Below are 26,433 nucleotides of genomic sequence, written 5' to 3' on the forward strand. Positions count from 1 at the left end.
GGTGGCCAATGAGCGCTTGGATGAATCATCTGGTGATCGCGCCGATCATCATCCCGCTGCTGGTCGGCGCGCTGCTGATGCTGATCGACGAGCGGCGGCGGGCGCTGAAGGCCACGCTCGGGGTGGCGTCGGCGTCGGTGCTGCTGGCGCTGGCGGTGCTGCTGCTCTATCTGACGGACCACACCGCCACGGGGGCGGACGCCACCGTGCGCGTCTACCGGCTGGGCGACTGGCCGTCGCTGTTCGGCATCGTCCTGGTGCTCGACCGGCTGTCGGCGATGATGCTGGTGCTGACCGGCATCCTGGGGCTGTCCGCCCTGGTCTTCGCGCTGGCGCGCTGGCAGAAGGCGGGGGCGCATTTCCATTCGCTGTTCCAGTTCCAGCTGATGGGGCTGAACGGCGCCTTCCTGACCGGCGACCTGTTCAACCTGTTCGTCTTCTTCGAGATCATGCTGGCCGCCTCCTACGGGCTGGCCCTGCACGGCTCCGGCCTCGCCCGCGTCCGCGCCGGGCTGCACTACATCGCCATCAATCTGGCGGCCTCCCTGCTCTTCCTGATCGGGGTGAGCATGATCTACGGCGTGTCGGGCACGCTGAACATGGCCGAGCTGGCCGTGCGCATCGCCGCGGTGGCGCCGGAGGACCGCGGGCTGCTGGAGGCCGGGGCGGCGATCCTCGGCGTCGCCTTCCTCATCAAGGCGGGCATGTGGCCGCTGGGCTTCTGGCTGCCGAACACCTACACCACGGTCGGGGCGCCCTCCGCCGCGATCATCTCGATCCTCAGCAAGGTCGGCATCTACGCCATCATCCGGATCTGGCTGCTGGTCTTCGGCGACAGCGCCGGGACCTCGGCGGGGTTCGGCGGGCATTGGCTGCTGATCGGCGGGGTGCTGACCATCGCCTTCGGCTCCATCGCGGTGCTGGCGACGCAGAATCTGGCGCGGCTGGCCGGGGCCAGCGTGCTGGTGTCCTCCGGCACGCTGCTGGCCGCCGTCGGCGCCGGGCAGGCGGCGGTGACCGGCGGCGCGCTGTTCTACATGACCAGCTCCGTCCTGGCGATCGCCGGGCTGTTCCTGCTGATCGAGCTGGTCGAGCGCGGGCGCATGGTCGGCGCCGACGTGCTGGCGGTGACGCGCGAGGCCTTCGGCGAGGGCGAGGACGAGGAGTCGGACGACGACGACGCCATCGGCGTGTCGATCCCGGCGATCATGGCGATCCTCGGCATCGCCTTCATGGCCTGCGCGCTGCTGCTCGCCGGCCTGCCGCCGCTGTCGGGCTTCCTCGCCAAGTTCGCCATCCTGGCGCCGATGCTCGCGCAGGGGGCGGACGGGCTTCCCTTCACCACCTGGGCGCTGATGGCGGCGCTGATCCTGTCCGGGCTGGCGACGGTCGTCGCGATGAGCCGCACCGGCATCGACGTCTTCTGGGCGTCGCCCGCGGGCGAACTGCCGCGCGTGCGCCTTGTCGAACTCGGGCCGGTCATGATGCTCCTGGCGCTCTGCGTGGCGCTGACCGTCCAGGCCGGGCCGGTGATGCGCTACATGGAGGACACCGCCCGATCGCTTCACGGGCCGGAACGCTACGTCCAGGGGGTGATGACAACCGCGGCGCCGGGGACCGGCAAGGGGGTCGCGCCATGAAGCGCTGGTTGCCCTATCCGCTGCTGACCGCCGCGCTGGTGGCGATGTGGCTGCTGCTGACCGAGAGCGTGGCGCTCGGCTCCATCCTGATGGGCGCCATCCTGGCGACCGTCGCGGTCTGGGGCTTCGCGGCGCTCGACCCGCCGGGCGGCCGGCTGAAGCGGCCGCGCGCCGCCTGCGCGCTCGCCGCGCTGGTGATCGCCGACGTCGCGCGTTCCAACGTCGCGGTCGCCAAGATCATCCTCAACCCGCGCAAGACGGAGCGGGTCTCCGGCTTCCTGCGCATCCCCCTCGACATGCGGGCGCCCTACGGTCTGGCGACGCTGGCCTGCATCATCACGGGGACGCCGGGGACGATCTGGGTGGAGTACAATTCCGCGAACAACAGCATCCTTCTCCACATCCTCGATCTGGTCGATGAGAGCACCTGGATCGACACCATCAAGGGACGGTACGAGAAGCGCCTGATGGAGATCTTCGAATGACCGCCACGCTGCTGCTCTGGTCGATCTTCCTGGCGCAGATCATGCTGGTCGCCGCGATGGCCTGCGCGACCTATCGCGTGCTGCGCGGGCCGCGGGCGCAGGACCGGGTGCTCGGGCTCGACACGCTGTACGTCAACGCCACGATGCTGCTGCTGACCTTCGGCATCCGCACCGGCAGCACGCTCTATTTCGAAGCCGCGCTGATCATCGCGCTGCTCGGCTTCGTCGCGACGGCGGCGCTGGCGAAGTTCCTCATGCGCGGAGAGGTGATCGAATGACGCATCTGGCCGACCTGCCGGTCTGGGCGGCGATCCCGGTGGCGCTGTTCCTGCTGCTCGGCGCCTCGCTGGCGCTGATCGGGTCCATCGGGTTCGTGCGGCTGCGCAGCTTCTACGAGCGCGTCCACGCCCCGACGCTGGGCACCAGCATGGGCATCGGCTTCGTGCTTCTGGCCTCGATGCTGTGCTTCACCGTGCTGCAATCGCGGCCGGCGCTGCACGAGATCCTGATCGCGATCTTCATGGTCGTGACCACGCCGATCACGCTGATGCTGCTCGCCCGCGCCGCCCTCTACCGCGACCGCAGCGAGGGCAGCGACGACGTGCCGGCGGCGGCGCCGGTCCAGGCCGCCGCACCGCCGGCCACCGCGCCGCCGGCCCAGGAGCCCGCCCCGCCGGTGTAGACCTCCCCTCGGCGCGTCAGGTCGCCTCGACCTGGGCGAACATGCCGGATTCGTCGGTGAAGCTCTTGAACTCCAGCCCGTTGCCCGAGGGGTCGAGGATGAAGAAGGTGCCCTGCTCCGACGGCTTGCCGGGGTAGCGGATCTGCGGCTCCAGGAGGAAGGTCGCGCCGGCCGCCTCCAGCCGTTCCCGCAGCGCGTCCCAGACCGGGCGCGGCAGCACCGCCCCGAAATGGTGCAGCGGCACGGCCTTGCCGTCGACCATGCTGGTCTCGGTCGAGCGCGGCTCGGACGAGCGGTGGGCGGAAATCTGGTTGCCGAAGAAGTCGAAATCGATCCACCGCTCGGTGGAGCGCCCTTCGCGGCAGCCCAGGACATCGACGTAGAAACGGCGGGTTTCCTCGATGTCCCGGATGGGAAAGGCGAGATGAAACGCGAACACCGGCGCACCCTTCTGACGTTGGTTCGGGCGGCCAGGGTAGACCGCGATCCGCGGCGCCAACAAACGATTTAAGCGTGGGCCACGCGCGCAAAAACGCTGCGGCCCCGGTCCGGAACGCGAACCGGGGCCGCAGTGATCAGCGTGGTCAGAAGGCCAGACGGGTGTCGAGCATCAGGATGTGCGCGCGGTCCTTCAGGTCGCCGCCGTCGGGACGGCCCGCCTGCAGGGTGGACTGCACGTAATCGTACTCCAGCCCGGTGGTGAAGCCGGGGGCGACGGTCCAGGTGACGCCGCCCTGCCAGATGTCCGCCTTGCTCGGCGTGGACATGGTCGCGCTGTCGTTGCCCAGAGCCCGCAGGTAGTTGGCGGCGAACAGCAGCGGCCCGGCGGTGTACTGCGCGCCGAAGATCCAGTTCTGCTGCGCCCGCGTCTGGGCGAGGCCCTCGGCGTAGCCGCTGTCGCCGCTGTAGGCGTAGCTGGCGCCGACCTTCACCGGGCCGTAGCCGACGTTGGCCCCGACATGGACGGAGTTCAGGTCCTCGAAGGACTGGCTGACGACGCCGTCGGACTGGCGCACCGCCTTGCCGGTCGCGTAGAAGGCGCTGCCCTCGATGCTGAAGTCGCCGACCGCCGTCTGGAAGGCCGCTCCGGCCTCGACCACGTCGCGGAAGGACAGCAGGTCGCCCAGCGCGTCGGTCGTGCGGCGGTTGACCGACGTGTTGGAGTCGCCGCTGCGCGGCATGTAGGACACCGCCGCCGACAGGCCGCCGACGTTCGGCGTGATGTAGACGAACTTGGTCCCGGTGTCGTAGGCGATCAGCGTGCGCAGGCTGGTGGCGGCCAGCGGCAGGGCGCCGAAGGTCGAGGAGCCGTTGAGGAACAGGATGCCGTTGCTGTCCGGGCTGCCGGCCACGCCCTCGACGTTCGGGCCGATCATCCCGTACTCGTCCGACAGGCCGTTGATGACGCCGGCCTGGATCGTGCCGAAGGCGCCGTTGGCGAAGAGGAAGGCGCGGTCGTTCTCGATGTTGCGGGTCGAGACGGTCGGATCGCCGTTGCCCGCCACGATGCGCAGCCGCGCGCCGTAGGTCAGGCCGTTGTCCGCGGTGGCCGTCGGGGTGACGACCAGACGGTAGCGGTTGGCGAACTCGCGCGAGCGCAGGCCGTCGTCCTGCTGCTGGCGGATGTAGGCGCCCTGGAAATAGGCGTCGCCGCCGAGGATCAGGTCGAAGCTCGGCTCGGCCAGGGCCGGGGCCGAGGTCAGGGCGGCGAAGGCGGTGCCGGCGAGGGCGGCGGCGCGAAGGGAGAAGGCGTTCATGGGCGTGGTCATTCCAGGGTCGAGGCTTGCGGGGGCGATGTTTTGGTATCCCCTCTCCCCTCCGGGGAGAGGGTTTAGGGTGAGGGGGTTGCGCTTGTGCCGGACATGCCGCCACGCACAGCCCCCTCACCCGGCGCCTTCGGCGCCACCCTCTCCCCAGGGGGGCGAGGGGAAACGGGAAACCAGCGGCGGCCGAAGGCGGTGAGGTTGTCGTCCTGCAGCCGGGCGAGGCAGAGGATCTCCACGCTGTCGGCCCAGCGCGGGTTGATGCGGCGGAACTGGGCGACCGCCGGGCTGTCCAGCTTGGCCTCGCTGATGGCACGGGCCTCCTCGGTCAGGCCGTAGCCCTGCCACTGCCAGTCCACGGTGCCGGTGTCGGCGTCGTAGTACTGGGCGAAGCACTCCCGCCCGATGTGGTCGCGGAACGCCCGGTCGAGGGCGTCAGGGGCCGTGTCCAACTGCGGCGTGTGGCGGACGAACAGCATCGGCATGTAGCGGTAGGAGCGGTAGCCGACCGCGCTGTAGCTCCAGTACCACAGCCGTCCCGAGCGGTCGGCGCGGGCGCGGGCGACCATTTCGGCGACCATCGAGCGCACCAGTTCGTTCGACCCCCAGAAGCGGCGCTCCAGGATGCAGTGGGCGGTGTGGAAGGCGCCGACGGCGGTGCCGCCGATCTCCGTCGCCTGCCGGTAGACGGTGGCGAAGCCGACCAGCTCCCCGGTCCCGGCGTCCTCCTGCACGACGCAGTGGTCGAGGTCTTCCAGCTCCTCGTTGAAATAATCCTCGCCGTAGCCTTCGAACCAGACGCTGAGCAGGGCGAACATCGCCGCCCGCCGTTCCGGCGTCAGGGCCGCCGGCTCGACGAAGCTGGTCCGCAGGGGAGGGCGCGCCGCGGGCGTGGTCATCCGGCTTTTCCGGTCAGGTAGAGCGCCGCCCCGGCCTCGCGGACGTCGGCGCAGATGTCCTCATAATTGCAGGTGATCTCCTCCCCGGCGGCGATGTCGCGGCGGGCGACGAAGCGCCGCCAGTCGCCGGGGTCGGCCCGCCCGATGGACGGACCGTCGGCGTGGTTGAGGAACCGGGCATCGTCCCCCGGCAGAAGGACGCCGACCCCCTCGATCACGCAGCCGTGGAAGTCGATCAGCCGGGCGACCTGCGGAAAGTCGGTCAGCACGGCGTCGTCGGGTTCCAGCAGGCGGTCGATGCGGGTGTCGAACGCCCACACCGGCGTGCCGGCGGCGACCGCCTCCTCGGCGAAGAGGCCCAGCCCGTGGATCGGGCTGGAGGCGAGGCGGGTGGCGATGAGGAGCGGCATGGCGTCCTTCTCCGGCGATGGAGCTTAAGCGGCGGCGGTGGCCGGCGACCCGGCCGGGGCCAGCGACTCGTCGAACTCGAAGCTGGCGGCGTCGTCGACGAACTGCTCGGCGATGGTTGTGCCGGGGTTCGTCAGGCAGACGCCGATGTAGTCGGCGAAGCGCGGCGGCGGGGTGAAGCCCTCGGCCAGCAGGCGGCTGTTGTCGAAGGCGATGTCCTGCGCGGTGAAGCGGTGGTACTTGCGCCCGCCGGCCATCATCGTGCGGTGCAGGATGTCGCGCTGCGGGAAGGCCAGCCGGAAGGCGCGGTCGAAGGGCTTCCAGCCTTCCGGCCCCTTCGGGTCGAAGAAGCTGTAGGGGCGGGTGCCCTCATGGCCGTGCGCGGCGAAGGCGGCCTGGAAGTCGCTCCACATCGTCCGGCTGCCGAGGCCGGCGGAGATGTGGTAGAGGGTGTGCTTCAGGTCGGGCTTGCGCAGCAGGTCGTGCAGCCGGGCCGAGGCCCAATCCACCGGAACGATGTCGATGAAGCCGTCCGGCGAGCAGGGCAGGACGCCGGTGCGGTCGACCAGCCGGAAGAACCAGAAGATGCTGGCGCTCGGGCGAACGCCCATCGCGGTGTGGCCGACGACGATGGACGGGCGGCAGACGACGATCGGCAGGTCGGGGAAGCCGGCGGCCAGGGCGCGCTCCGCCGCGGCCTTGCTGCGGGTGTATTCGACGATGTGCGGCGTGTCGTGGCCGGGGGCCGGGGCCTCCGCGACCATCTCCAGCCACGGCGTCTCGCCGCAGCAGAAGGCGGTGCCGATGTGCAGGAAGCGCTGGAGATGCTTCATGCGGCGGGCGCGGGCGGCCAGCGCCAGCGTGCCGTCGACATTGATCTGCCAGACCGAATGGCGGCTGTCGAAGGAGGTGTCGGCGGCGACGTGGACGATGTGGGTCACCGCGTCCAGCCGCGGGTCGGCGCTGGTCGCCAACGACTGCAGGTCGCCCGGAATGATCTGGCAGAGATCGGCGTAGGCCTGGGCCGTGGCGCGGTCGACGCAACGCATGAGGTTGGTGGCGAGACGGGCGCGGCAGGCGGCCTCGTCGGCGCCGCGGATCAGCAGCAGGCAGTCCGCCGCGGTCCCGTTCTTGACGGCGTCGAGGTAGAAGGAACCACCGAGAAAGCCGGTGCCGCCGGTGAGAAGGATCATGGTGTGCCTCGGTCTCGCGTCTGGGGGAGGGGAGGGTTCGGTTGGTGGCTCCGATCCGCTGGCCCCGATCCGCTGGTCTGGATCAGGCGGGCAGCAGGTCGGGGGCCGGAAGGGCGGGGGTGTCGAGCCGGCGGATACCGCCCTGCTCGACCTGGATCTGCATGTCGGCGGCGTCGAAGTACGCGTCGTCGTGGGTCACGGCGATCACGGTGATGCCGCGCGCCTTCATCCAGGGAATGATCTCGCGGTAGAATTTCCGCCGGAAATAGGGGGACTGGTCGGCCGCCCATTCGTCGAGCACCAGCACGGGCTTGCGCTCCAGCAGGGCGGCGGCCAGCGCGAGGCGCTTCTTCTGCCCCTGCGACAGGTCCACCGTCGTGAAGGCGCGGTCCTCGACCGCCACCTTGTCCGACATCTCCAGCAGGTCGAGCAACTCGTCGGCGAAGCCGTCCTCCAGCGACACCGCGCCGTAGAGCTGGCGGGTGACGTGGTTGTCGGAGAAGACGACGGAGAACAGGTCGCGGTAGGACGCCAGCGTGTCCGCCGTCACCACCGCGCCGTCCACCGTCAGGCTGCCGCGCTGCGCCGGGTAGAGGCCGAGCAGCATATGGACCAGCGTGCTCTTGCCGGCGCCGTTGTGGCCGGTGACGAAGACGACGGCGCCGCGCTCCACCGTCAGGTCGATCGGGCCGACGGTGAAGGAGCCGGTGCCGTCTCGCCCGGGGTGGCGGTACGACGCTCCGTCGAGCGCGAGGACGGAGAAGTCGGCGAAGCCGGTCGGCGGCGCGTCCTTGGCCCGCCGCTGCGCGGGACGCGGCGGCGCCTTCAGCTCCGCCTCGACCGCCAGATAGGAGCGGGCGGCGGTCTCGGCGCTGATGTAGGACGGGTAGGAGGCGACGATGGTGATGACCGGGTAGGCGATGAAGGCGGCGGCGTGGCCGGCCAGCACGACGGTCGCGATGTCGGTGCTCGTCACCGCCGGCAGCAGGAAGATGATCCCGGCCAGCGCCGCGTAGTAGGTCAGCTCGCTCAGCGTGAAATAGTGGCTGTATTCGGCGCCGAAGCGGTGGCGCTCCGTCCGCAGCGCCTCGGCGCAGGCGGTGGCGTCGGACAGCGCGTTGGCGGCGCGGCGGCGGTTCAGCTTGCACTCGCGCAGGGTCTGCAGGATGTGGTCCGACCGCTCCGACAGCGCGCCCTCGGCCTCGTGGATCGTCTCCGACAGCCGCTCCAGCCGCAGGACGGAGCGGGTGATCAGGACGCCGCCGACCGTCAGGAAGCCCAGCACGATCAGCACCGCGGCGTTCGACAGGGTGGCGAGGTAGAGCAGGCAGAGGATGATCGCCGCGACCGACTGGAAGCTGATGACCAGCGTCGGCACCGCCTGGGCCAGAAGCTGAAGCTCCGGCCCGGCGACCTGGGCGAGGCGGGTGGAGCCGACCGCCATGGCGTCCGGCAGGTCGGCGGCCACCGCGCGGCGCAGCAGGTCGACGCGCAGGATCGCCAGCGCCGCCTGCATCCGCTTGGACGCCGCGCTCATCATCCAGCCCTGGGCGAACCGCCAGGAGAAGGCGGACAGCAGGAAGATGAACAGCAGACGCTGCAACCCCTCCGGATCGTCCATGATGACCAGCGCGCTGTTCAGCGAGGTCAGCAGGGCGAGGTTGAGGGCCGCCGCCAGCACCGCCAGCAGCATCAGCGGCTGCATGTTGCGCAGGGCGTCGCGTCTCAGGATGCGCCAGAGATCCATCGCCGGCTCACTTGGACTGGATGAGGTCGAGCAGGCGGGACGGCGACATGTTCGACAGGATGGGGGCCGAAGCGGCCTTCCCGTCCTTTGCGGCCCCTGCGGCGGCCCCGGCGGGGGCGCCCGCCGGCTGGGGCTTGACGCCGGGGACCGGTGCCGCCGGAGCGTGGCCCGGCGCGGGTTCGGCGCCCGCGTGGTTCAGGCTGGGCATCTGGGCGACCGGCACCTGTCCGGGCGTGCCGTCGCCGCTCAGCGAGGGAAGCTGCGCGGCGGGCGGCACCGGCAGGCCGCTCGGTATCGTGACCGTCGCGGCACCCGCGTGCGGCGCGCCGGGGGCGGGGGCGCCCGGCATCGGGAGGGTGGCGCCCTGGCCCGAGGCGGCATCGAGGATCAGCGGCAGCCCGCCGCTGGCGGCGTTGCCGATGACGACGATCTTGGCGTTGGGCGAATGGGCCAGCTCCAGCGTCGCCTCGATGCCGCGCCAGCGCAGGTAGTTCTCGGTCAGGTTGGCCTGCACGGTCTCCTGGAAGGCGCGGATGCCCTGGCCTTCGAGCTGCTTGCGCTGGCTCTCGAACAGCTCGCGCTGCAGGCGGAACTGGTATTCCTGGGCGGCCTGGTCCTGCTGGATCTTGCGCTCGATCGACACCATGATCGCCTCGGGCAGCGAGACGTTGCGGATCAGGATGTCCTGGATCAGCAGGTAGCCGGTCTTGGTCCGCCCGTCGGGCTTCGGCGTGTCCTCGGCCCCGATGATCTGGGCGTACATCACGCGGTCGGCGACCTGCTCGAAGGTCTCGGTCTGAACGCGCAGGCGGCGGTGGGCGTAGAGTTCGTCGGCCTTGAAGCGCGACACGATCTCGCGCGAGACCGACCCGACCTCCGGCACCAGCAGCACTTCCAGGTAGTTCGGCCCGACGTTCTTGTGCAGGGCGGCCAGCATCTCCGCGTAGGGGCGGTAGCGCACCGTGATCTCGATGCTGACGTTCAGACCGTCGTTGGCGATGGCGGAGTAGGAGCGGGTGTCCTCCTGCAGGCGCAGGTCGTAGACCTCGATCTTGTCCCAGGGGAAGATGACGTGCACGCCCTCGGCCAGGGCCGGACCCATCTGGGTGCCCTGGTGGAAGCGCTTCCACAGCACGCCGCCATGGCCGGCGGGGATGAAGACGACGATCGACGGGGCGAAGTAGAGGAAGATCAGGATGCCGACCAGCAGCGTGCACAGCAGCGACCGGCGGTGCTCCTCGTACCAGTGGCCAAGCAGCGCGCGCAGGCGCGACTTCGGCTGCGGCGTCGCGTCGGCGTCGTCGTAGGTGAAGGCCTGGTCAGCCATGTCACGCGGTCTCCTGGAGCAAAGCTGTGGCGGGGCGCGTCGCGCCGGTCCGCTCATCGGTCATTTGGCTGTTGGTCATCTGGCCGTTGGTCATGTGGATGGTCACGTCGCAGACCGACGAGGCGTTGCCGTCGTGCGACACGAAGATCACCGTGCGGCCGAGCGACCGCAGCTTGCCGATGATCTCGTTGGTGAAGCGGGTGCGGAACTCGGCGTCCTGGTCGGACGTCCATTCGTCGAGGATGATGATCGGACGCCCCTCCGCGACCGCGACGGCCAGGGCGACGCGGCGGCGCTGGCCCTTGGACAGGTCGCGGTTCAGCAGGCCGTCGCCGGTCTCCGGAACCAGATGGTCGATCTTCAGATAGGCCAGCATCTCGCGGAACAGCTCCGCGTCGAAGGTCGGCCCCTGCGGCAGACGGGTGAACAGGTGGTGGTCCTGGAACACCGCGCAGAACAGGTCGCGGTAGGATTCCAGCCGGTCGGCCTCCACCGCCTGCCCGTCGAGCAGCACCTGCCCTTCGTCCGGGCGGAACAGCAGCGGGATGACGCGCAGCAGGGTGGATTTGCCCGACCCGTTGGCGCCGACGATGCCGACGACGCCGCCCGCCGGGATGGTCATGTCGATGGGGCCGATCACGAAGGGCTCGGGCCGCATCCCGGCGCGGTAGGCGAAGCGCACGTTGCGGAGCTCGATGCTGGCGAAGCGGCGCGGTGCGCGGGCCAGCTTCGACGGCGCGTACTCCGCCGCCGGCATGGCGGCGAGGAGGGTGGTGAGCTGGTTCGCCGCATCCTCCGCCGCGATGTAGTCGGGCACGGCGTTGAGGAACTTCGACAGGGGCCGGGCGAGGAACAGGATGACCGAGGTCACCAGCGGAAGCTCCGCCGCCGACAGCGCGCCCATGCGCGGGAAGATGAAGACGAAGACCGCGGAGAAGCCGATGACGATGGTGGCGATCCAGGAGAACAGTTCGCCCAGGTTGCGCCCGTGGCGCCGCTTCAGATCCTCCCAGCGGGCGACGTCGGCCTCGACCGCCTGGGCCAGCTCGTCGCGCCGCGCCTTGCCCAGCTTGATCTCGGCGTTGCCGCCGACGATCTCGGAGAAGCCCTGGAGCATTCGCACCTCGGACTCCTTGGCCTGCCCCAGAAGGGCGCGGGTCCGCTGCGCCTCGCGCACGTACCAGCCGCCGATCATCGCGCCGGCCACCAGAAGCAGCGTGGCGCCCACCGTGGACAGCGTCCACAGGTAGAGGTAGGCCACGACCGCCACCAGCATCATGTTGGCGGCGATCGACAGGTTGGGCAGCAGCGCCGCGATGCGCTCCAGATGGTGGTTGCCCAGATCGAAGGAGCGCCGGGCCTGCATGTCGAGGATGTCGGCGTGGTTGCCCAGCGTGACGGTCTGCAGGAAGCGCCGCCGCACCCCGGCCAGCGCGCTGAAGGCGGTGGTCAGCACCAGCCCGACGAAGCGCTTGCTGAAGGCGTAGGAGACCAGCAGCGACAGGCAGAAGATCAGGAAGGGCGTGTCCAGCACCTCGCCGCGCATCCAGCCGTTCAGCTCCGCGCTGAGGCTCATCAGGCTGATGAGGTTGGCGGTGGCGGCGACGCAGCCGGTGATCACCAGCCGGGTCAGGATCTCGCGGTCGGCCAGCCCGATCAGGGGCAGCAGCGCCGACAGAGGGCGGCTGGGGGCGGGCCGTTTGGCTTTGGGCTCGGCCTTCGGACGTGCGCTCATGCCCGCCTCACTCCGCCAGCCAGGAGTCGAGGATGCGGGTGATCGTGCCGTTGTCGCGCAGCTTGACGAAGGCGGCCTGCAGCCGCTCCGCCTTCTCCTTGCGCGCCTTGGGCATGGCGATGTAGCGGGGGATCAGGCCCAGCGGCTTGGGCAGGACGCGCACGTCCTTCAGCCGCCCGTCCTGCTTGGCCATGTGGTTCAGCACATGCAGGTCGCCGACGATCACGTCCACCCGGCCCAGGATCAGGCGGCGGAAATTGACCACGTTGCTGCTCGACGGGACCTTTTCCAGATAGGTCGCGGCGTCGAAGTCCGGGGCGTAGGCGAAGCCGTCGACCACGCCGATGCGGTAGGGGGTCAGGTCCTCCAGCCGCTCGAAGGCGATGGGGGAGTCCTTGCGCACCATGAAGACGGTCGTGCCGGTGCGGAACGGGCCGATCATGTTGTACTGCGCGAAACGGGCGGGGGAGGCGATGAACTGGAACCCGACGTCGGCGGTGTTCTCGTCCATCGACCGGACGACCTCGGTCCAGGACAAGGGCCGGTGGACCGGTGTGATGTTCAGCTCCTTCAGCAGGGCGACGACGATCTCGGTGTCGATCCCCGTGCGGGTGCCGTTGAAGGAGTAGTTGTAGGGCGGGAAATGGTCTTCCGACGCGATGGTCCAGTATTCGGCGCGCGCCGGAAGGATCGCGGCGAACAGCGCCAGCAGGACCGGCAGCAGGAGCCGCAGGGCCGGGCGCAGGGCCGGGCACAGGATGGACGCCGTCGCCGCCGTCATGCCTTCGCCCGCTTCTTGCCGCGGGTGGTCAGCAGGATCATCACGAGAAGGGCGCCGGGCGGCGTCAGAACCACCGCCAGGAAGGCGTAGAGCAGGAAGCCGCCGCGGCGGCCGATCCCCAGAAACCCGACCAGCAGGCAGAGACCGATGTAGATCAGCTCGAACACGGCGATGCTTCCTTCTATGCCCGGCGCCCCGGCGTCGTGCCCTTAGCCGGCCTTCTGGGTCGGCTGCTCTTCCATCTGCGGCGCGGCGGCGGGGGCCTCGCCGGCCTCATCCTTGGCGGCGTCGTTGCGGGCGGCCTCGAACTCCTTGCGGAAATGCTCGCGCATCGTCTCGACGTCGAAGTCCAGCAGCGTGCCGCCGGTCTCGAAATGCTGCGCGAACACGCGGCCGAGCGCCTGGGTGGCGGCCAGCGACAGGGCCGGCATGACGGCGACGCCCAGCGCCGTGCCGATGAACGGAACGGCCTTCACGGCGGAGCCGAGCACGCTGGAGCTGAGGGCGCCGGGCATGACGCCGCCCATCAGCGCGCCGATGATGGCGCGGGTGCGTTCCTGCGCGAACTCGATCTCATAGAGCTTGGCGAGCTTATGGATCAGGTTGAGCTGGGCCACGCTGACCGCGGCGACGTCCGCGCCGGGAACGGGGATGAGTCCGAAGGCACCCGAGGCGTAGCTGTGATACTTGATCAGTTCCTGGGCGCGCTTCTTACGGTCTACCATGATCCGAAGCCTTTCGAGGGTCAGGTGAGGTTGATCTGAGGTGGAAACAGTGGTTTGAAACACGCTTCTTAGGACGTTATGCGTCGCAAGTTCGGCATTCCGAAAGAAACAAAGCATCGCCAATCAACCGCCGTTTTAGCGATTGGTAAAAGAATGCCCCTATTGCCGCTGGTAAATTAGACGAAGTCCTTCGGGACTGTCGTCGAGCAGAGAATGACTACCCAACGATCCAATACGTCCCAACGACTTGATACATTTTCAGTACTTAACAACGCATTAAATGCCTATGATCACCGTCGGTGTTTTTGTCGGAAGGTGCGTCATCTTTCTACGAATTGTAACAAAGTTCATCATGAGCTTTTCTTTGTGTATTAAGGTCCGCTACCTTTGCGGGAAGCGGACCGGCAGGTCGAGGGCGCGCGCCGGAAGCTCGCTGCGCGCGCCGGCGCTGACCGCCGCACCCAGCACCAGGACGGTGTCGCGCACCGGCTCGCCGTCGATGGTCTGCGTGGGCAGGGCCACGCGCAGCAGCAGGCCATCCCGCGACGACGACGGAGCGTGGCCTTTCAGAAGGCGCAGCAGCGCCCATGGCCCGCGCTCCGCCAGGGTGGTGGTGTCGCCGGTCGCCGCGGCGGTTCCTCCCGCCGGCGCACCCTTCGGACGGAAGGGCGACCCGGCGGCCCAGCGGGCGCTCAGCAGGACGGGCTGGCCCGGCGTCCAGGCGAGCGTTCCGCCGTTGGCCGAGGCGCCCACCGCGCTGGCGCCGGAACGCACCGACCAGTCGATGATGTGCTCCGCCCCGACCTCCTGCGCGCGGTTGGCGCCGTAGGTGAGGCGGACGCTGACCGGCGACGGGCGCGCGATGGCCTCCAGCAGGGGGCGGGCGGCCTCCATCCGCTCCATGAAGGCGGCGACCTCGGGGGTCGCGGTCCGCATCACCGCGGCCCGGTGCTCGTCGAGCTGTCGGAAGAAGCGGCGGACGTCCTGCGGGTCGGCGTCGGGCGCGCCGCGGGATTGATCCGTGCCGACGAAGGGGAAGCGCCCGGCGAGGGTCTGCGCGAAGGCGGTGGACAGCTTCGACAGGGCGAGGTCGCCGTCCGGAACCGGGGCCTCCGCCGGCATTCGGGGCGGGATCGGCAGATGCGCGACGACGGCCGGCAGCTCCACGACGGCGGGCGGCAGGGCCGCGGGTTCCGGCGCCGGGCGCGGGGGAGGCGGGGGTGCCGCCGCGACCGGCTTGGCCGGCTCCGCTTCGGGCATGACGGATTTGGCTTCGGCAGGCTTGGCTTCGGCCGGCTTGGCCTGCTCTGTCTTGGCCTGCTCTGTCTTGGCCTGCTCTGTCTTGGTCTGCTCCGGCTTCGGTTCCGCCGGCTTGGCCGCCTCCGCTGGCGGAGCATCGGGAACCGTCGCGGGCAGGGCCGCGGCCAGGGCGTCCGGCAGCGCGGTCACCGCCGGGTTCAGGACCAGGGCGCCGCCATCGCCCACCGCGAACAGGGCGCCGGTCTGCGGCGCGTCCAGAGCCAGGACGGCGGCGCGGGCACCGGTCGCGGCGGTGGACAGGGCCTCGGTGATGCGGTCGGTGGTGTCGCGCCCCGGCAGATCGGCGATGGCCGCCTTCTGGAGCATCACGCGGATCGCGTCGGGCAAGCCGCGGGCGGGCTCCTGCAAGGCGCCGGCGATGGGCCAGGCGACGCTCTCGGCGACGGCACCGGTCAGGCGGCGGACGGCATCCACATCCTCGGCGGTGGGTGTCTCCGGCAGGCCGCGCAGCCGTTCGGCCAGGGCCTCGGCGCGCTGGCGGAGCGGGTTGCGGCCGTACAGCTCCTCGGCCAGCGGGGCGGCGAGCTGCACCGACTCCGCGCGCACCGCCGCGGCGATGGTCCGGGCGTCCAGGTTGGGCAGGTCGGCGCCGGCGGCGATGCGCGTGATGTAGCCGTCCGTCGCCGTCATCGGCGACCGGGGAACGGCGCCGTAGACGCTCTCGGCCAGCGCGTTCAGCTCGTCGAAGCCGCTGTTGCGGCGGAAGCGGTCGTAGCGTTCCAGCGCGTCGCGCCGCCCGCCGATGCGGTCGAGCTGCTCGGCGAGCCGGCGGAAGGCCGGAAGGTCCTCCACGCGCTGCGGGTTGGCGACCGGCGGCAGCTCGGCCATGGTGGCGCTGGGCAGCAGGGCGTCGCGGATCGGCCGCAGCACCGAGCGGCGCAGCGTGACGGAGGCGAGCCGCTTCTTGTCCTCGTCGAAGCCGCTGAACAGCGAGGTCGGCAGCAGCGGCGTGGCGAGAGGACTGCGCTCCATCACCGCCGTGGCGGCGATCACCCGACCGGCCAGAGCCCCGTCGGTGACGGCGTCGCGCGCCAGCAGCGCCCGGCGCAGGTCGGCGGTGGCGGCGGCGACCGGCGGGCTGCCGGCGGCCACGCCGGACACCCCCTGCCACGCGGCGACCGACAGGCCGGCGACCGAGGCGGCGAGCGCGGCCTGGGCCATCCGGCGGCGCTTGTGGGCCTGCTGGTAGGCGGCGTCGGACGGCCGCCCGTAGCCGGCCTCGGCGAAGGCCCGGCCCGGCAGCAGGTCGCGCGCGAAGACCGGGCGGCGCCCGCCGGTGGCCGGGGCGTAAGCGCCGGTCAGGGCTATTCCGCGCAGCGGGAAGGGCTCACTCTGGTCGTCTCCTCCCAGGGCGCCGTCGAGGAACAGCGCCAGCGGATGGCGCAGCGTGTCCAGGGATGCCGGCAGCAGCGGCAGCCGCACCCCGGCGGTGCCGGCGGCGAAGGCGTCAGCCTCCAGCACGGCGATGTCGGCGGCGATGGCCTCGAACGCCTCGTCGATGCGGCGCGGCTCGAAGGGCTTGGCCCAGTCCTGCGGGTTGGTCCATCCCAGCACGCCGTCCAGCAGGGCGGAGGGCACGGCGGCGCAGAGGTCGGTGAATCCGTCCAGGGCCTCGGCGCGGACCACGACCACATGCACCGGGCCGACCACGCCGACGTCGTCGCGCAGCGTCCGCAGACGTTCCCGCAGGGCGGCGCCCCGCTTGGCCAGCGCGTCGCGGGGTCCGGGCCGTTCGGCGGCGGCGCGCAGCTCGTCGGCGCCGACCATCAGCAGGACGCCGTCCAGCGGGCGGCGCATCGGCCGCTTGCGCATCGCCGCGACCAGCGCCGGCCAGGACGCGCCCAGCCGGGAGCCGTCGGCGGAGTCGGCGCCCGCGTGCAGGATCGCGGCACCTTCGCAGAACCACCAGCAGCCGTTCTCGCCGTTGCCGTCCTCGGGCCAGCGGACATGGGTCGGGTCGGTGGCGAGCAGGGCCGGGCCGCCGACGCCGAAGGCCAGGAACCAGGGAATGTCGCCACGGCGCAGGGGGCCGCGCATCTGCCGCGTCAGGATGTCCATCCCCTCGCCATAGATGCGGGCGTTGGGCGGCGCGTTGGCGGCGGCCTTCGTGGGGGGAGGCGCCTCGGCGCGGACGCGCAGCGGTGCCGGCGGGGCGGCCCGGCGCGGGGGCGCCTTCCTTCCGGCGGCGGCCTTCACGGCGGGCTTGCGCCGCCAGCCGCGCAGCGTCGGCCAGACCATCCGGCCGAGGCGGTAGAAGATGTAGAGCGGCAGCGCCAGCAGCGCGTAGGGCGCCAGCGTGACGGCGAAGGACAGCAGATAGACGATGGCGGAGCCGATGGTGGAAAGCACCAGCTCCAGCGTGAGCATCAGTAGGACCATGACAGCCCCATGTCCTCGACCGCGGCGCGGGCGCCGCTCAGATCGCGTTGGATGCCGCCGACGGCGCCGGCCCACAGCAGGTGCGAAACCACGAGGAACAGCACGGCGGTCCCGCCGACCGCCCACCACCAGCGCCGGGCGGACGGCGCGAGGTAGCCGGGCACGGCGCCGTCCGTCGGTTCGCAGGCGCGCGGGCTGGGATGGCTGGCCGCGGCGCGCTCGCCGACGACGATGCGGTGCAGGGCGGGGCGGCGGGCGGTCGCCTGGGCGTCGTCGGGAAAGCCCAGCGCCAGCGCCGCGAGATAGACGGCGGCCAGCCCGCGGTCGGCCTTGGCGCCCTGGCGGATCAGATCGTCGGCCTGCACGAACAGGGTCTGCAGCGTGGCGTTCGCGCCGAACAGGCGGCTGGAGACCACGGCGTCGGCGGGCCGCGTCTGGGCCAGCGCGCGGTCGGCCAGCATGGCCATGGCGAAGACCGCCTTGACCACCGTGCCGTGCGCGCCCGGCCCTTGGGAGACGGCGGCGCCGCTCATCCCATGGAGCGTGGCGGTCAGCCGGTCGGCCACCGTCCCCGCCGGGGCCTGCGCGTCGGCGCAGCCGGCGAGCAGATCCTCCTGGAAGGCGCGGAACAGGGCCAGGATGCCGGCGGGCTTGGCTCCCGAAGACGCCGTCTTCGGTGCCGGGGCGGAGTGGGCCTGGGCGAGTTGGGCGGTCACGGCGTTCCCTCCGTCAACGGAGCCACGGTGAAGCTTTCCCGTCCCAGCCGCACGTCCAGGGCGCCGGCGCCGTCCAGCGTCTGCCGGTGGGCGCCGGGCGCGCCGTACAGCGCGTAGACGAGGGTTCGGGGCGGGGTGGCGGCGGATGGGGCGAAGGGCGGCAGGCTGTGCAGGAGCACGCTCTGGCCCGGCACCATCTCCCACGAGGCGATGGCGATCCGGCTTCCGGCCTCGGCGCTCAACGCCTCGCGGTCGCGGAACCAGCCCGCGGCGTCGAGCCCGGCGAGACGTCCGGCCAGCGCCGGGTCGGCCACCCGCACCACGTCGACGGCGACCGGGCGGCGGCCGTTGGCGTCGGGCTCGGCAACGATGCGGAGCACCGGCGCGTCGGCGCGTCCCGTGCCGGGGGCGGGCGTGCCCGCGGCGCAGCCGGCGAGCGTCAGGGCGAGGAGCATGGCCAAGCGCTTCATCTCAGCCACCCGTGCCGGACGCCGACTGGCCGACGCAGACGTAGCCCGCCGGGGTGTGGCGGTACCAGTTGCCGGTCGCCTCGGCGCAGGGGGCGAGCACGCGGTCGTTGCGCTGCGGCTGCGCCGCCACCGGTGCCGGGGCGGTGTCCACCTCGCGGGCACCGGCGGGACGGTTGGTCACGACGAAGCCGTCCTCGTCCTCCTCGACGATCATCACGTAGCGGGCGCGCTTGGCGGGGTAGCGGATGCCGACGTCGTAGTCGCCGTCGGCCACCTTCTCCAGGATCGCACCGGGGCGGTCGCTGCCGAGCGGCGCGCAGCCCGTTCCGGCGAGCAGGACCGGCAGCAGCGCCGCCGCGGCGATCAGGGTTCGCATCATCGGAATGTTCCTGCTCATGCCGGGATCGCCTTGCGCTGGGCGTTGACCGCGGCGGCGGGGCCGGCGGCCTCCATCAGGTCGGGCGGGGTCGGCTCGATGCCGGCCTCGGCCAGCGTCCGGTAGACGGACCGCCAGACCAGCTCCGGCACGACGAAGCTGGCGTCGTAGTCCTCGACCCAGAAGAACAGGTTGTACTTGCACAGCCACTGGCCGTTGACGCCGCGAATGCCGTCGTAGCGGACGAAGGGCGGGCCGCCGGTGGCGCTGGGCATCACCTTGTCGGCGTTCTGCAGGGCGGTGGTCAGCAGGCCGCCCATCCGGCCGGGGTCGTGACGGGCGTCGGCGTAGTATTCCAGCTTCATCGACACCCGGTCGACCGCGCTGAAATTGATGACGGTCGCCTCCGACACCTTGGCGTTGGGCATGGCGACGATGAAGCCGGCGACGTTGCGGATCCGCACCGTGCGCCACGTCATGTCCACCACGACGCCGCGCACCAGATCGGTGATCTGGATGCTGTCGCCGATCTGGAACGGACGCTCGATGTTCAGGACGATGCCGGAGAAGACGTTGGCGATGTTGGCCTGGATGGCGAGGCCGATGACCATGCCGACGAGGCCGGAGGCGGCGAGCAGGCTGGTGATCGGCTGCTTCAGCACGAAGGCGATGATGCCGCAGCCGGCGAAGCCGAAGACGATCAGGGTGGAGAAGCGGCGGACGATGCCGGGGATCTTGCGCTGGGTGCGGATCTCCAGCGGGGTCCAGACGAAGCGCTCCAGCGTGCGGTCGACCAGGATGGCCGGCACGATCCACCACAGCACGTTGACGCCGTTCACCACCATGGCGATCCCGCTCGGCGGCAGCGTCGCCACCGCCTGGTCCAGCACGATGTTGCCGACGGACATCAGCAGCAGCGGCCAGGACAGGATGCGCATGAACAGCGTCTGGATCTTCCAGAACTGGCCGCGGTCGCGGCGGTCCATGAAGGCGGCGAAGACCGCCAGCACGGCGCTGAAGATGGCGATGTAGACGAAGAAGTCGCGGTGGATGAAGTCGCGCGCCGCCGGGGAGTCCGGGGTGGCGACCACGCCGAAATCGACGCGCGAGAAGTCCGGCTGCGGGCGCCCGAAGCCGACATAGTTGGGATCGCCCTCGCTGCCGACCGAGGCGACGTCCTGCGAGATCCAGGCGCGCGACAGGCGCCAGCCGGGCGACGGCGCCAGCACCCGCTTGGCGCGGAGCTGGTCGAGCAGGGTGGAGCTTTCGCTCTCGCCCTCCAGCGCGCGGCGGAAGCGGTCGGCGAGGCCGGGATCGGCGGCGGACGCGGTCTCCGCCGCGGCCATCGCCTTCAGCTTCTCCACGAAGTCATTGGTGTCGACCAGCGACATGCCGAGCACGTCGGTGACGAACATCACCGTGTTGCGGTTCTGCGTCCGGTGGCGGAAGCTGACGCCGACCGTCTGGCTGCCGTAGGGCGGGCGCTGGTCGAAGACGTTCAGCGCGAAGCGCCCCTCGATCCGGTAGGCGACGTAGGTGGTGACCTCGCCGCGCTCCTCGCGGTAGGGCTTGCCCAGCTCGACCGGCTTGACCGCGTTGGTGAAGACGACGTCCGCCGGGTTGAAGGCGCCGCGGTAGCGGAACCAGATCGTCAGGTTCAGCGTCGCCTCGTTGGCGTCCGGATTGAGGTCGCGGATCTCATGGAGCTGGACGCCGGTGTAGATGACGTCCGTCTTGTACATGAAGCGGTCGTTGACATAGAGCGCGCGGCCCCTGGTGACCTCCTCCAGGAAGTTGGAGACTCCGGCCTCGCGGATCGGCTGGAGCTGGGTCAGCGCCGCCACCGGGTTCAGGCCGTTGTAGGAGGCCATCATCACCGGCAGGGTCGCCTGTCCGCGATTGTCGAAGGTCCAGGTGCCGACCGTGCCCTGGAAGGCGGTCTCGGCCCGGTCGTGGTCGGCGATGGCGCGGCGCAGCGCCTCGCCGTCCGGCTTGCCGGTGGTGACATTCGTTCTGGCGATCGCGCCGGCGATCAGGTCCACGCCGTCGGCGCCCAGCGCCGCCGCCCAGTCGGGCACCGCGTTGAAGCGCTTCACATACTGGCCGTAGAAGCGCTGCGCCCGCTCGTTGGCCGTGTCGAACAGAACGGGCGAGGACACCAGCAGGCCGTGGCCGTAGGCCTCCGGAGTCAGCGCCTTGGGGTTGGCCTGCGCCTGGGCGACGATCTCGGTGCGGAAGGCCGAGGTGGCCATCTCCGAGCTGCCGGCGATCAGGTTGCGCACCCCGGCGTCGCGCAGCGCCACCACCGCCCGCGCGCTATCCACCGCCGACCCGATGACGACGACGGCGCCCGTCGGCATCTTCTCCTTCACCGCCTGGGCCAGCGCCGGCAGGGCGGACGCACCGCCACGTCCCGGCGCGAAGGTCCACTGGCCGACCAGCCGGGTCCCGAAGCGCTGGAGGATCGCGTCGAACTGCCCGGCCTGGGCCGCCGCCTGCTCGCTGTCCTCGCGGACGATGGCGACGGTCGGCTCGCCCACCACGTTGCGCACGTAGTTGGCGAGGAAGCGCGTCTCGTGCGTGCGGTCCAGCGTGATGCTGAACAGCCAGGGGCTGGGCGCGGCGTCCGCCGGGCGGACCAGCGGGCGCGGGGCGATCAGCGGGATCTGGCGCTGGGCGTAGATCGCCGTCGCGCTGTCGGTGGCGTCCGGCGTGTGGCCGATCACCGCGAGGACGGAGGGATCGTTGGAGACGCGCCGGGCGATCTCCAGCGACTTGCCCTTGTCGCCCTCGTCGTCGAAGGGCCTGACCACCACGGGACGGCCGGCGATGCCGCCCGCCGCGTTGATCGTGTCGGCGCGCAGCGCCGCCCCCTTGCGCAGCGCCAGCCCGAGCGCTGCGTCCGGCCCGCTGAGCGGCCCGACGACGGCGACGGTCAGCGGCTCGCGCGCGCTGTCGCCGAGGAAGCCGGCGCGGACGACCAGGGAGACCAGCACGGTGACGAGCATCGCCGCCGCCAGGATCAGCGCGAAGCGCGCCTTCTTGGTCAGGTGCGACCAGCGCAGCGGCGGCGGGGAGCGGGGCTGGAGCGAGCTCAGCATGGGGTGGGCCTCGGGCGGTCCGTGTCGGGGTGGAAATAACCCTCTCCCCCCTGGGGAGAGGGTGGCCCGGAGGGCCGGTGAGGGGGTTGCGCGTGGCGGTGCATCCGGCACACGCGCAACCCCCTCACCCTGACCCTCTCCCCAGGGGGGAGAGGGGAAACAGCGATCGGCGCGCGCATCCTCATTGCTCCTGCATCGCGTGCTGGAGGCCGTTGAGGACCGGCGAGAACACATAGTCGAGGATCGTGCGCCGCCCGGTCAGGATGCTGCAGGTCACGCGCACGCCGGGGAACAGCTCGTAGGTCTTGCCGCCGTAGTCGAAGCGGGTCACCGGCAGCTCGACGCGGACCTTGTAGTAGGACTGCTTGTTGGCATCGAGCAGCGTGTCGGGGCTGATCGTCCGCACCCGCCCCTCGATGTGGCCGAAGCGGGAGGCGTCGCCGCCGGCCAGAGTCACCACCACCGGCTGGTCGGGGCGGACATAGCCGATGTCCTGCACCGGCAGGCGGGCGTCCACCACCAGCTTGCCGTCGCGCGGCACCAGCTCCACCACCGTCTCGCCGGCCTTGACCACGGCGCCCTTGGTGGAGACGGCCAGCGTCTTGACGATGCCGTCCATCGGCGCCCGCAGGCTGCTGCGGTCCAGGCTGTCCTGGTAGCGGGTCAGCCGCTGCGACAGCTCGTCGTGGTTGCGGCGGGCCTCGTCGAGGGCGTTGCGACTCTCCTCCTCGTATTTGCGGCCGATCCACACCAGCTTGCTGCGCGCCTCGGCCAGCGCCGCCTCGGCCTGGGCGAGGGTGGCGCGGTCCTCGGCGATGGCGCTGCTGACGCGGGCGTCGTCGCGCAGCAGCTCCAGATGCTTCATGCGGTTGGTGATCTCGCGCTTCAGCAGGGTCTCGCTGATGGAGAGCTGCTCGCGGATCAGGCCCTGCGCCACTTGGGAGCCGCCGATGCGCGCCCGCACGGCGGCCACCTGCTGCTCGCGCTGGGCGATGTCCTGGCGCTGGATGTCGAGGTCGGAGGCCAGCCGGTCGCGGCGGGCGCGGAACAGGTCGCGGGTCTGCGCCACCAGATCGGGCCGCTCGCGCAGCAGCCGCTCGGGGAAGACGATGGCCTCGCGGCGCCCGACCTCCGCCTCCAGCCGCGCGGTGTCGGCGGACAGCGAGCCGAGACGGAGCTTCAACTCCTCCAGGTCGGCGCGGATTTTGGTCTGGTCCAGCTCGACCAACACCTGCCCCGCGGTGACCGAATCGCCTTCCTGCACCAGGATGTCGCGGACGATGCCGCCCTCGAAATGCTGGACCGACTGGTTGTAGGACAGCGGCACCACGTCGCCGGGCGCGCTGCTGGAGACGTTCAGCTCGGCGATGGCCGCCCAGCCGAGTGCGGCGAGGAAGGCGGCGATGCCGACCGCGAACAGGCCGTCGCCGAAGCGGCTTTCGGTGTCCGTGGGCTGCGTTCCGATCAGGGCGGCCGGGAGGGCGGCCGGGATGCCCGTCGGGATGGGAGGCGTCGCGGACGGGGCCGGGCCGGCGGCGGGCTTGCGGGTCAGCAGGGGTAGCGGCTTCATGGCGTCACCAGCCCCGCCGCTTCGCGGGCGGCCACGGTGCTGTTCGGTTGATCGAGGTCGAGCACCAGGGAGGCGCCCTGGAGGATGCGCGGGTCGTGGGAGGCGATGATCACCGTGTGGCCGCTGCGCGCCAGCTCGATCAGCGTGCGGTAGACGGTGGCGGTGCCCTCGGAGTCCAGCCCGTCGGTCGGCTCGTCGAGCAGGATCAGCCGCCCGCCGACCGCCAGGGCGCGGGCCAGCGCCAGCCGGCGGCGATGGCCGGTCGGCAGCTCGTGGCCGAAGTTGCGCAGCGGCGTGTCGAGGCCCTGGGCGCAGTCGGCCACCGTGCGGTCGGCCCCGGCGCGGTGCAGGACGGCGTGAAGCTCCGTCTCCGACAGGCGCGGGTTGGCGAGCAGCAGGTTCTCGCGGATCGTGCGGTTGAGGAACACCGGCTCCTGCGGCAGCAGCCCGATCTGCTGGCGCCACCAGGAGGGGGCGAACTTGCGGATGTCCACCCCGTCGGCCAGCACGGCGCCTTCCTGCGGGTCGGCCAGACCGGCGATCAGGCGGATCAGCGTCGATTTGCCGGAGCCGTTGCGGCCCTTCAGCACCAGGATGTTGCCGGCGGGCACCGACAGGCTGAGGCGGCGCAGCAGCGGCGTGACGCCGCCCGGCGGGGTGAAGGTAAGGTCGCGCAGCTCCAGCGTGCCGGCGTAGCGGGGCAGGCTGGTGCCGCCGGTCGGCTCGACCGCGGTGCGGGCGAACTGCTCCAGCCGGGCCTGCGCCTGCCGGGCCATCGCCAGGGACTCGCCGATCTGGGCCAGCCGGGTGAAGGGGGCCAGCGCGCGGCCGACCAGCAGGTTGATGCCGATCAGCGACCCGACATCCAGCTCGCCCCGCACCACCAGAACGGCGCCGGTGGCGATGACCGCCACACCCTGGAGCGCCTGGAGGCTCTGCGCCGCCGACTGGGCGCGGCCCTGGCGCATCGACATGCGCTCGCGGAACAGGCGCAGGGCTTTGGCCGCGCGCTGCCAGTCGCCGAGGAGCGGCTTGGCGCCGCCGAACAGGGCGACCGCGTCGCGCCCGACGATGGCGGTGGTGACCAGCCCCTGGGCGTCGGCGCCGGCCTGGGCGAGGTCGCGCCCGACCGCCCGCATGTCCGCCTGGGCCAGCAGCCCGGCGGCGATGGCCAGCAGCGTGAAGACGAGGCAGATCGCCGCCAGCGGCCAGGAGATCAGCGCCACCACGAGGATGAAGCCGAGCGCGAAGGGCAGGTCGAACAGCGTCGCCAGATTGGCGGAGCCGAGCGCGGAATCGATCTGCTCCGGCGCCCGCAGCGCCTCCCGCCGCGTCGCGTCGCCCTCCGCCGATCCGGCGCCGCTGCGCGCGGTCATCAGGATGCCGAAGGCCCCGGTGGTCAGGCGCTCGTGCTCGGCGCGCCCGATGCGCCCGGCGATGCCCAGCCGGACGTGGCGGAACAGATGCTCGAAGGCGATGGACAGGACGACGCCGACGGTCAGCGCCGCCAGCGTGGAGTCGACGCCGTGCGTCACGTACCGGTTCAGCACCAGCATCGTGTAGAAGGACGAGGCCAGCCCGAGCAGGTTCGCCGCCAGCGACGCCGCGAAGACGCGGGCGGTCAGCCGCAGGTTGGCGCGCAGCCGCAGCACCAGCAGACCGATGGCGCCGCCGCTCATCGCTGGTCTCCCGTACCGCGCCGGCCTGGATCGCGCCCGCCTTGGTCGCGGAAAGCGCCGCGGCCCATGGGGGCCAGCTTCGGCATCGGCTTGGTCTGGATGTCGGTGGCGTTCAGCCGGCCCATGGCGGCGAGCAGGCGGTAGCCGGCCAGCACCAGCTCCGTCTCCGCCGCCGCGGCGTCGCTGCGCGCGTTGATCAGCGTCGTCTCGCCCGACAGGATGTCGATCAGCGACCGCGTGCCCAGCTCGCGCTCCGACCGCGCCACGTCGAGGAAGCCGGCGGCGAGGCTCGCCTGATCGTTGAGGAGCTGCACCTGGGCGCGGGCGCTTTCCAGGCGGTTCCAGCTGTTGCGGACGGTCTCCAGCACCGTGCGCTCCTGGTCGGCCCAGGTGGCGTCGGCAGCCCGCAGGTCGGCCTCGGCCAGCCGGATGCTGTTGAGCGCGGTCAGGCCGGTGTTCAGCGAGAAGGTGACCTGGAGCTTGAACAGCAGCTCGTTCTGCCGCCCGGACTGGCCGGCGACGTCGCGCTTGATGTTGTGTTCCACGAAGCCGTCGATCCGCGGGTAGAGGGTGCGGCCGCGCACCGAGGTCACCGCCTCCTGCGCCGCCGCGGTGGTCAGGGCCAATTCCTGGAGGCGCGGGTTGTGGCGGCGCGCCTCCTCCACCGCCGCGTCCATCGAGACGGGCAGGCCGGCGCGCGTCATCGCCAGGACCTGGGCGTTGCTGACCTGGAAGGGGACATGGCCGAAGAAGGCCTGGAAGCGGCTCTGCGCGTTCTGCGTCGCCTCCTCCGCCGCGACGCGGCGCGCCTGGGCGCCGGCGAGCTGGCTCTTGGCCTGGAGAACATCGGTGGAGAAGCCGAAGCCCTCCTGAAGCCGCACCTCCTCCAGCCCGGTCTGGCGGCGGATGTTGTCCTCGGACTGGCGCGCGAAGGCGAGCAGCTGGTGGGCGCGGACGAGGCCGGCGTAGGCGGTGAGGCCCTCCACCAGCAACTCCTGCCGGGTGCGTTCCACCGCGATGTCGGCGCGGACCAGCGTCACCTGGGCGCGCCGGATATCGGCGTTGGTCGCGTCGAAGTCCCAGATCAGCTGCGTCGCCCGCGCCGAAAACTGCGAGGCGTTCATGTCCGTGTTGGGCAGGCCGGCGGGCTTGGTCGTGCTTTCGCGTCCGCCGTTGGCCGACAGGCTCAGCGTCGGGAACCAGCCGCCGTGGCTGACCCGCAGGGCGTTGCGCGCCCCGTCGGCGGCGGCCTCCGCCCCGCGCAGGCGGTCGTGGGTCTCCGTCGCCTTGCCGATCAGCGCCACCACCTCGTCGCGCGGAGATGCAATCAAGGGTTGTGGCGCTCCGGTCAGGAGCGGAAGCGCAACCGTGGCGATAAGACAAAACTTGTGCATGAGGGTCCTGGAGATCGCCGCATGTCTTAAGCCGTTCGGCTTA

The 26,433-nt window shown here is 71.2% G+C and carries 23 protein-coding genes; 4 read left to right on the forward strand and 19 right to left on the reverse strand.

The features are described 5' to 3' along the window. The first annotated feature begins 20 nt into the window (after positions 1-20). The 4 genes from TSH58p_RS26690 to mnhG are packed head-to-tail and all read left to right on the forward strand — an operon-like array spanning position 21 to position 2,807. Positions 21-1,640 carry a monovalent cation/H+ antiporter subunit D gene (locus TSH58p_RS26690; protein WP_109070809.1) on the forward strand — a complete coding sequence of 540 codons (1,620 nt, stop codon included), beginning with the start codon at positions 21-23 and terminating at the stop codon, positions 1,638-1,640. Next, complete coding sequence (locus TSH58p_RS26695) at positions 1,637-2,125, forward strand: Na+/H+ antiporter subunit E (RefSeq protein WP_109070810.1); 489 nt, start codon at positions 1,637-1,639, stop codon at positions 2,123-2,125. Before TSH58p_RS26690 ends, TSH58p_RS26695 begins: the two co-directional genes overlap by 4 nt. After that, on the forward strand, positions 2,122-2,403 hold the full coding sequence (locus TSH58p_RS26700) for a K+/H+ antiporter subunit F (protein ID WP_109070811.1): 282 nt from the start codon (positions 2,122-2,124) through the stop codon (positions 2,401-2,403). Before TSH58p_RS26695 ends, TSH58p_RS26700 begins: the two co-directional genes overlap by 4 nt. Next, complete coding sequence (mnhG, locus tag TSH58p_RS26705; protein WP_109070812.1) at positions 2,400-2,807, forward strand: monovalent cation/H(+) antiporter subunit G; 408 nt, start codon at positions 2,400-2,402, stop codon at positions 2,805-2,807. Before TSH58p_RS26700 ends, mnhG begins: the two co-directional genes overlap by 4 nt. Before the next feature lie 16 nt (positions 2,808-2,823). Here mnhG and TSH58p_RS26710 read toward each other — a convergent pair whose 3' ends face one another. The 19 genes from TSH58p_RS26710 to TSH58p_RS26795 all read right to left on the reverse strand — a co-directional run bounded on the left by TSH58p_RS26710 (position 2,824) and on the right by TSH58p_RS26795 (position 26,327). Further along, a complete protein-coding gene (locus TSH58p_RS26710) occupies positions 2,824-3,246 on the reverse strand; it encodes a VOC family protein (RefSeq protein ID WP_035677703.1) in 423 nt (140 codons plus the stop codon). Positions 3,247-3,391: 145 nt separating this feature from the next. Continuing rightward, positions 3,392-4,576 carry a porin gene (locus TSH58p_RS26715; RefSeq protein WP_247874106.1) on the reverse strand — a complete coding sequence of 395 codons (1,185 nt, stop codon included), beginning with the start codon at positions 4,574-4,576 and terminating at the stop codon, positions 3,392-3,394. A 62-nt stretch (positions 4,577-4,638) separates the two neighbouring features. Then, positions 4,639-5,469, reverse strand: coding sequence for a hypothetical protein (locus TSH58p_RS26720; protein WP_109070813.1), 831 nt, complete (start codon positions 5,467-5,469; stop codon positions 4,639-4,641). Further along, positions 5,466-5,879 carry an SET domain-containing protein gene (locus tag TSH58p_RS26725; RefSeq protein ID WP_109070814.1) on the reverse strand — a complete coding sequence of 138 codons (414 nt, stop codon included), beginning with the start codon at positions 5,877-5,879 and terminating at the stop codon, positions 5,466-5,468. The genes TSH58p_RS26720 and TSH58p_RS26725 overlap by 4 nt, the downstream gene beginning before the upstream one ends. Positions 5,880-5,903: 24 nt before the next feature. Continuing rightward, positions 5,904-7,070 (reverse strand): SDR family oxidoreductase, encoded by a 1,167-nt coding sequence (locus TSH58p_RS26730; RefSeq protein WP_109070815.1) that lies wholly within the window; start codon positions 7,068-7,070, stop codon positions 5,904-5,906. A gap of 82 nt (positions 7,071-7,152) precedes the next feature. Next, positions 7,153-8,817 carry an ATP-binding cassette domain-containing protein gene (locus TSH58p_RS26735; protein WP_109070816.1) on the reverse strand — a complete coding sequence of 555 codons (1,665 nt, stop codon included), beginning with the start codon at positions 8,815-8,817 and terminating at the stop codon, positions 7,153-7,155. 7 nt (positions 8,818-8,824) lie between these two features. Beyond that, complete coding sequence (locus tag TSH58p_RS26740) at positions 8,825-10,144, reverse strand: prohibitin family protein (protein ID WP_109070817.1); 1,320 nt, start codon at positions 10,142-10,144, stop codon at positions 8,825-8,827. Between the two features lies 1 nt (position 10,145). After that, complete coding sequence (locus TSH58p_RS26745; RefSeq protein WP_109070818.1) at positions 10,146-11,879, reverse strand: ATP-binding cassette domain-containing protein; 1,734 nt, start codon at positions 11,877-11,879, stop codon at positions 10,146-10,148. A 7-nt stretch (positions 11,880-11,886) separates the two neighbouring features. After that, entirely contained in the window at positions 11,887-12,660 is a 774-nt protein-coding gene (locus TSH58p_RS26750) for an ABC transporter substrate-binding protein (RefSeq protein WP_109070819.1), read from the reverse strand. Beyond that, positions 12,657-12,827, reverse strand: coding sequence for a hypothetical protein (locus TSH58p_RS33385; protein ID WP_014197919.1), 171 nt, complete (start codon positions 12,825-12,827; stop codon positions 12,657-12,659). Before TSH58p_RS33385 ends, TSH58p_RS26750 begins: the two co-directional genes overlap by 4 nt. 42 nt (positions 12,828-12,869) lie before the next feature. After that, positions 12,870-13,385, reverse strand: coding sequence for a YcjF family protein (locus TSH58p_RS26755; RefSeq protein WP_109070820.1), 516 nt, complete (start codon positions 13,383-13,385; stop codon positions 12,870-12,872). A 381-nt stretch (positions 13,386-13,766) separates the two neighbouring features. Further along, a complete protein-coding gene (locus tag TSH58p_RS26760; RefSeq protein ID WP_282183620.1) occupies positions 13,767-17,084 on the reverse strand; it encodes a type VI secretion system protein in 3,318 nt (1,105 codons plus the stop codon). Then, positions 17,072-17,800, reverse strand: coding sequence for a hypothetical protein (locus tag TSH58p_RS26765; RefSeq protein ID WP_109070821.1), 729 nt, complete (start codon positions 17,798-17,800; stop codon positions 17,072-17,074). Before TSH58p_RS26765 ends, TSH58p_RS26760 begins: the two co-directional genes overlap by 13 nt. Further along, positions 17,797-18,270, reverse strand: a complete 474-nt coding sequence (locus TSH58p_RS26770) for a hypothetical protein (RefSeq protein WP_109070822.1) — start codon at positions 18,268-18,270, stop codon at positions 17,797-17,799. Before TSH58p_RS26770 ends, TSH58p_RS26765 begins: the two co-directional genes overlap by 4 nt. 1 nt (position 18,271) lies before the next feature. Beyond that, positions 18,272-18,649 carry a hypothetical protein gene (locus TSH58p_RS26775; protein ID WP_109070823.1) on the reverse strand — a complete coding sequence of 126 codons (378 nt, stop codon included), beginning with the start codon at positions 18,647-18,649 and terminating at the stop codon, positions 18,272-18,274. A gap of 14 nt (positions 18,650-18,663) precedes the next feature. After that, complete coding sequence (locus TSH58p_RS26780) at positions 18,664-21,747, reverse strand: ABC transporter substrate-binding protein (RefSeq protein WP_109070824.1); 3,084 nt, start codon at positions 21,745-21,747, stop codon at positions 18,664-18,666. Between the two features lie 181 nt (positions 21,748-21,928). Further along, positions 21,929-23,317 carry an HlyD family type I secretion periplasmic adaptor subunit gene (locus TSH58p_RS26785; protein WP_109070825.1) on the reverse strand — a complete coding sequence of 463 codons (1,389 nt, stop codon included), beginning with the start codon at positions 23,315-23,317 and terminating at the stop codon, positions 21,929-21,931. Beyond that, positions 23,314-24,996 carry an ATP-binding cassette domain-containing protein gene (locus tag TSH58p_RS26790; RefSeq protein WP_109070826.1) on the reverse strand — a complete coding sequence of 561 codons (1,683 nt, stop codon included), beginning with the start codon at positions 24,994-24,996 and terminating at the stop codon, positions 23,314-23,316. Before TSH58p_RS26790 ends, TSH58p_RS26785 begins: the two co-directional genes overlap by 4 nt. After that, complete coding sequence (locus TSH58p_RS26795; protein ID WP_247874107.1) at positions 24,993-26,327, reverse strand: TolC family protein; 1,335 nt, start codon at positions 26,325-26,327, stop codon at positions 24,993-24,995. Before TSH58p_RS26795 ends, TSH58p_RS26790 begins: the two co-directional genes overlap by 4 nt. Positions 26,328-26,433 lie beyond the last annotated feature (106 nt).

Origin of the sequence: Azospirillum sp. TSH58 (assembly GCF_003119115.1) — a bacterium.
Taxonomy (GTDB): domain Bacteria; phylum Pseudomonadota; class Alphaproteobacteria; order Azospirillales; family Azospirillaceae; genus Azospirillum.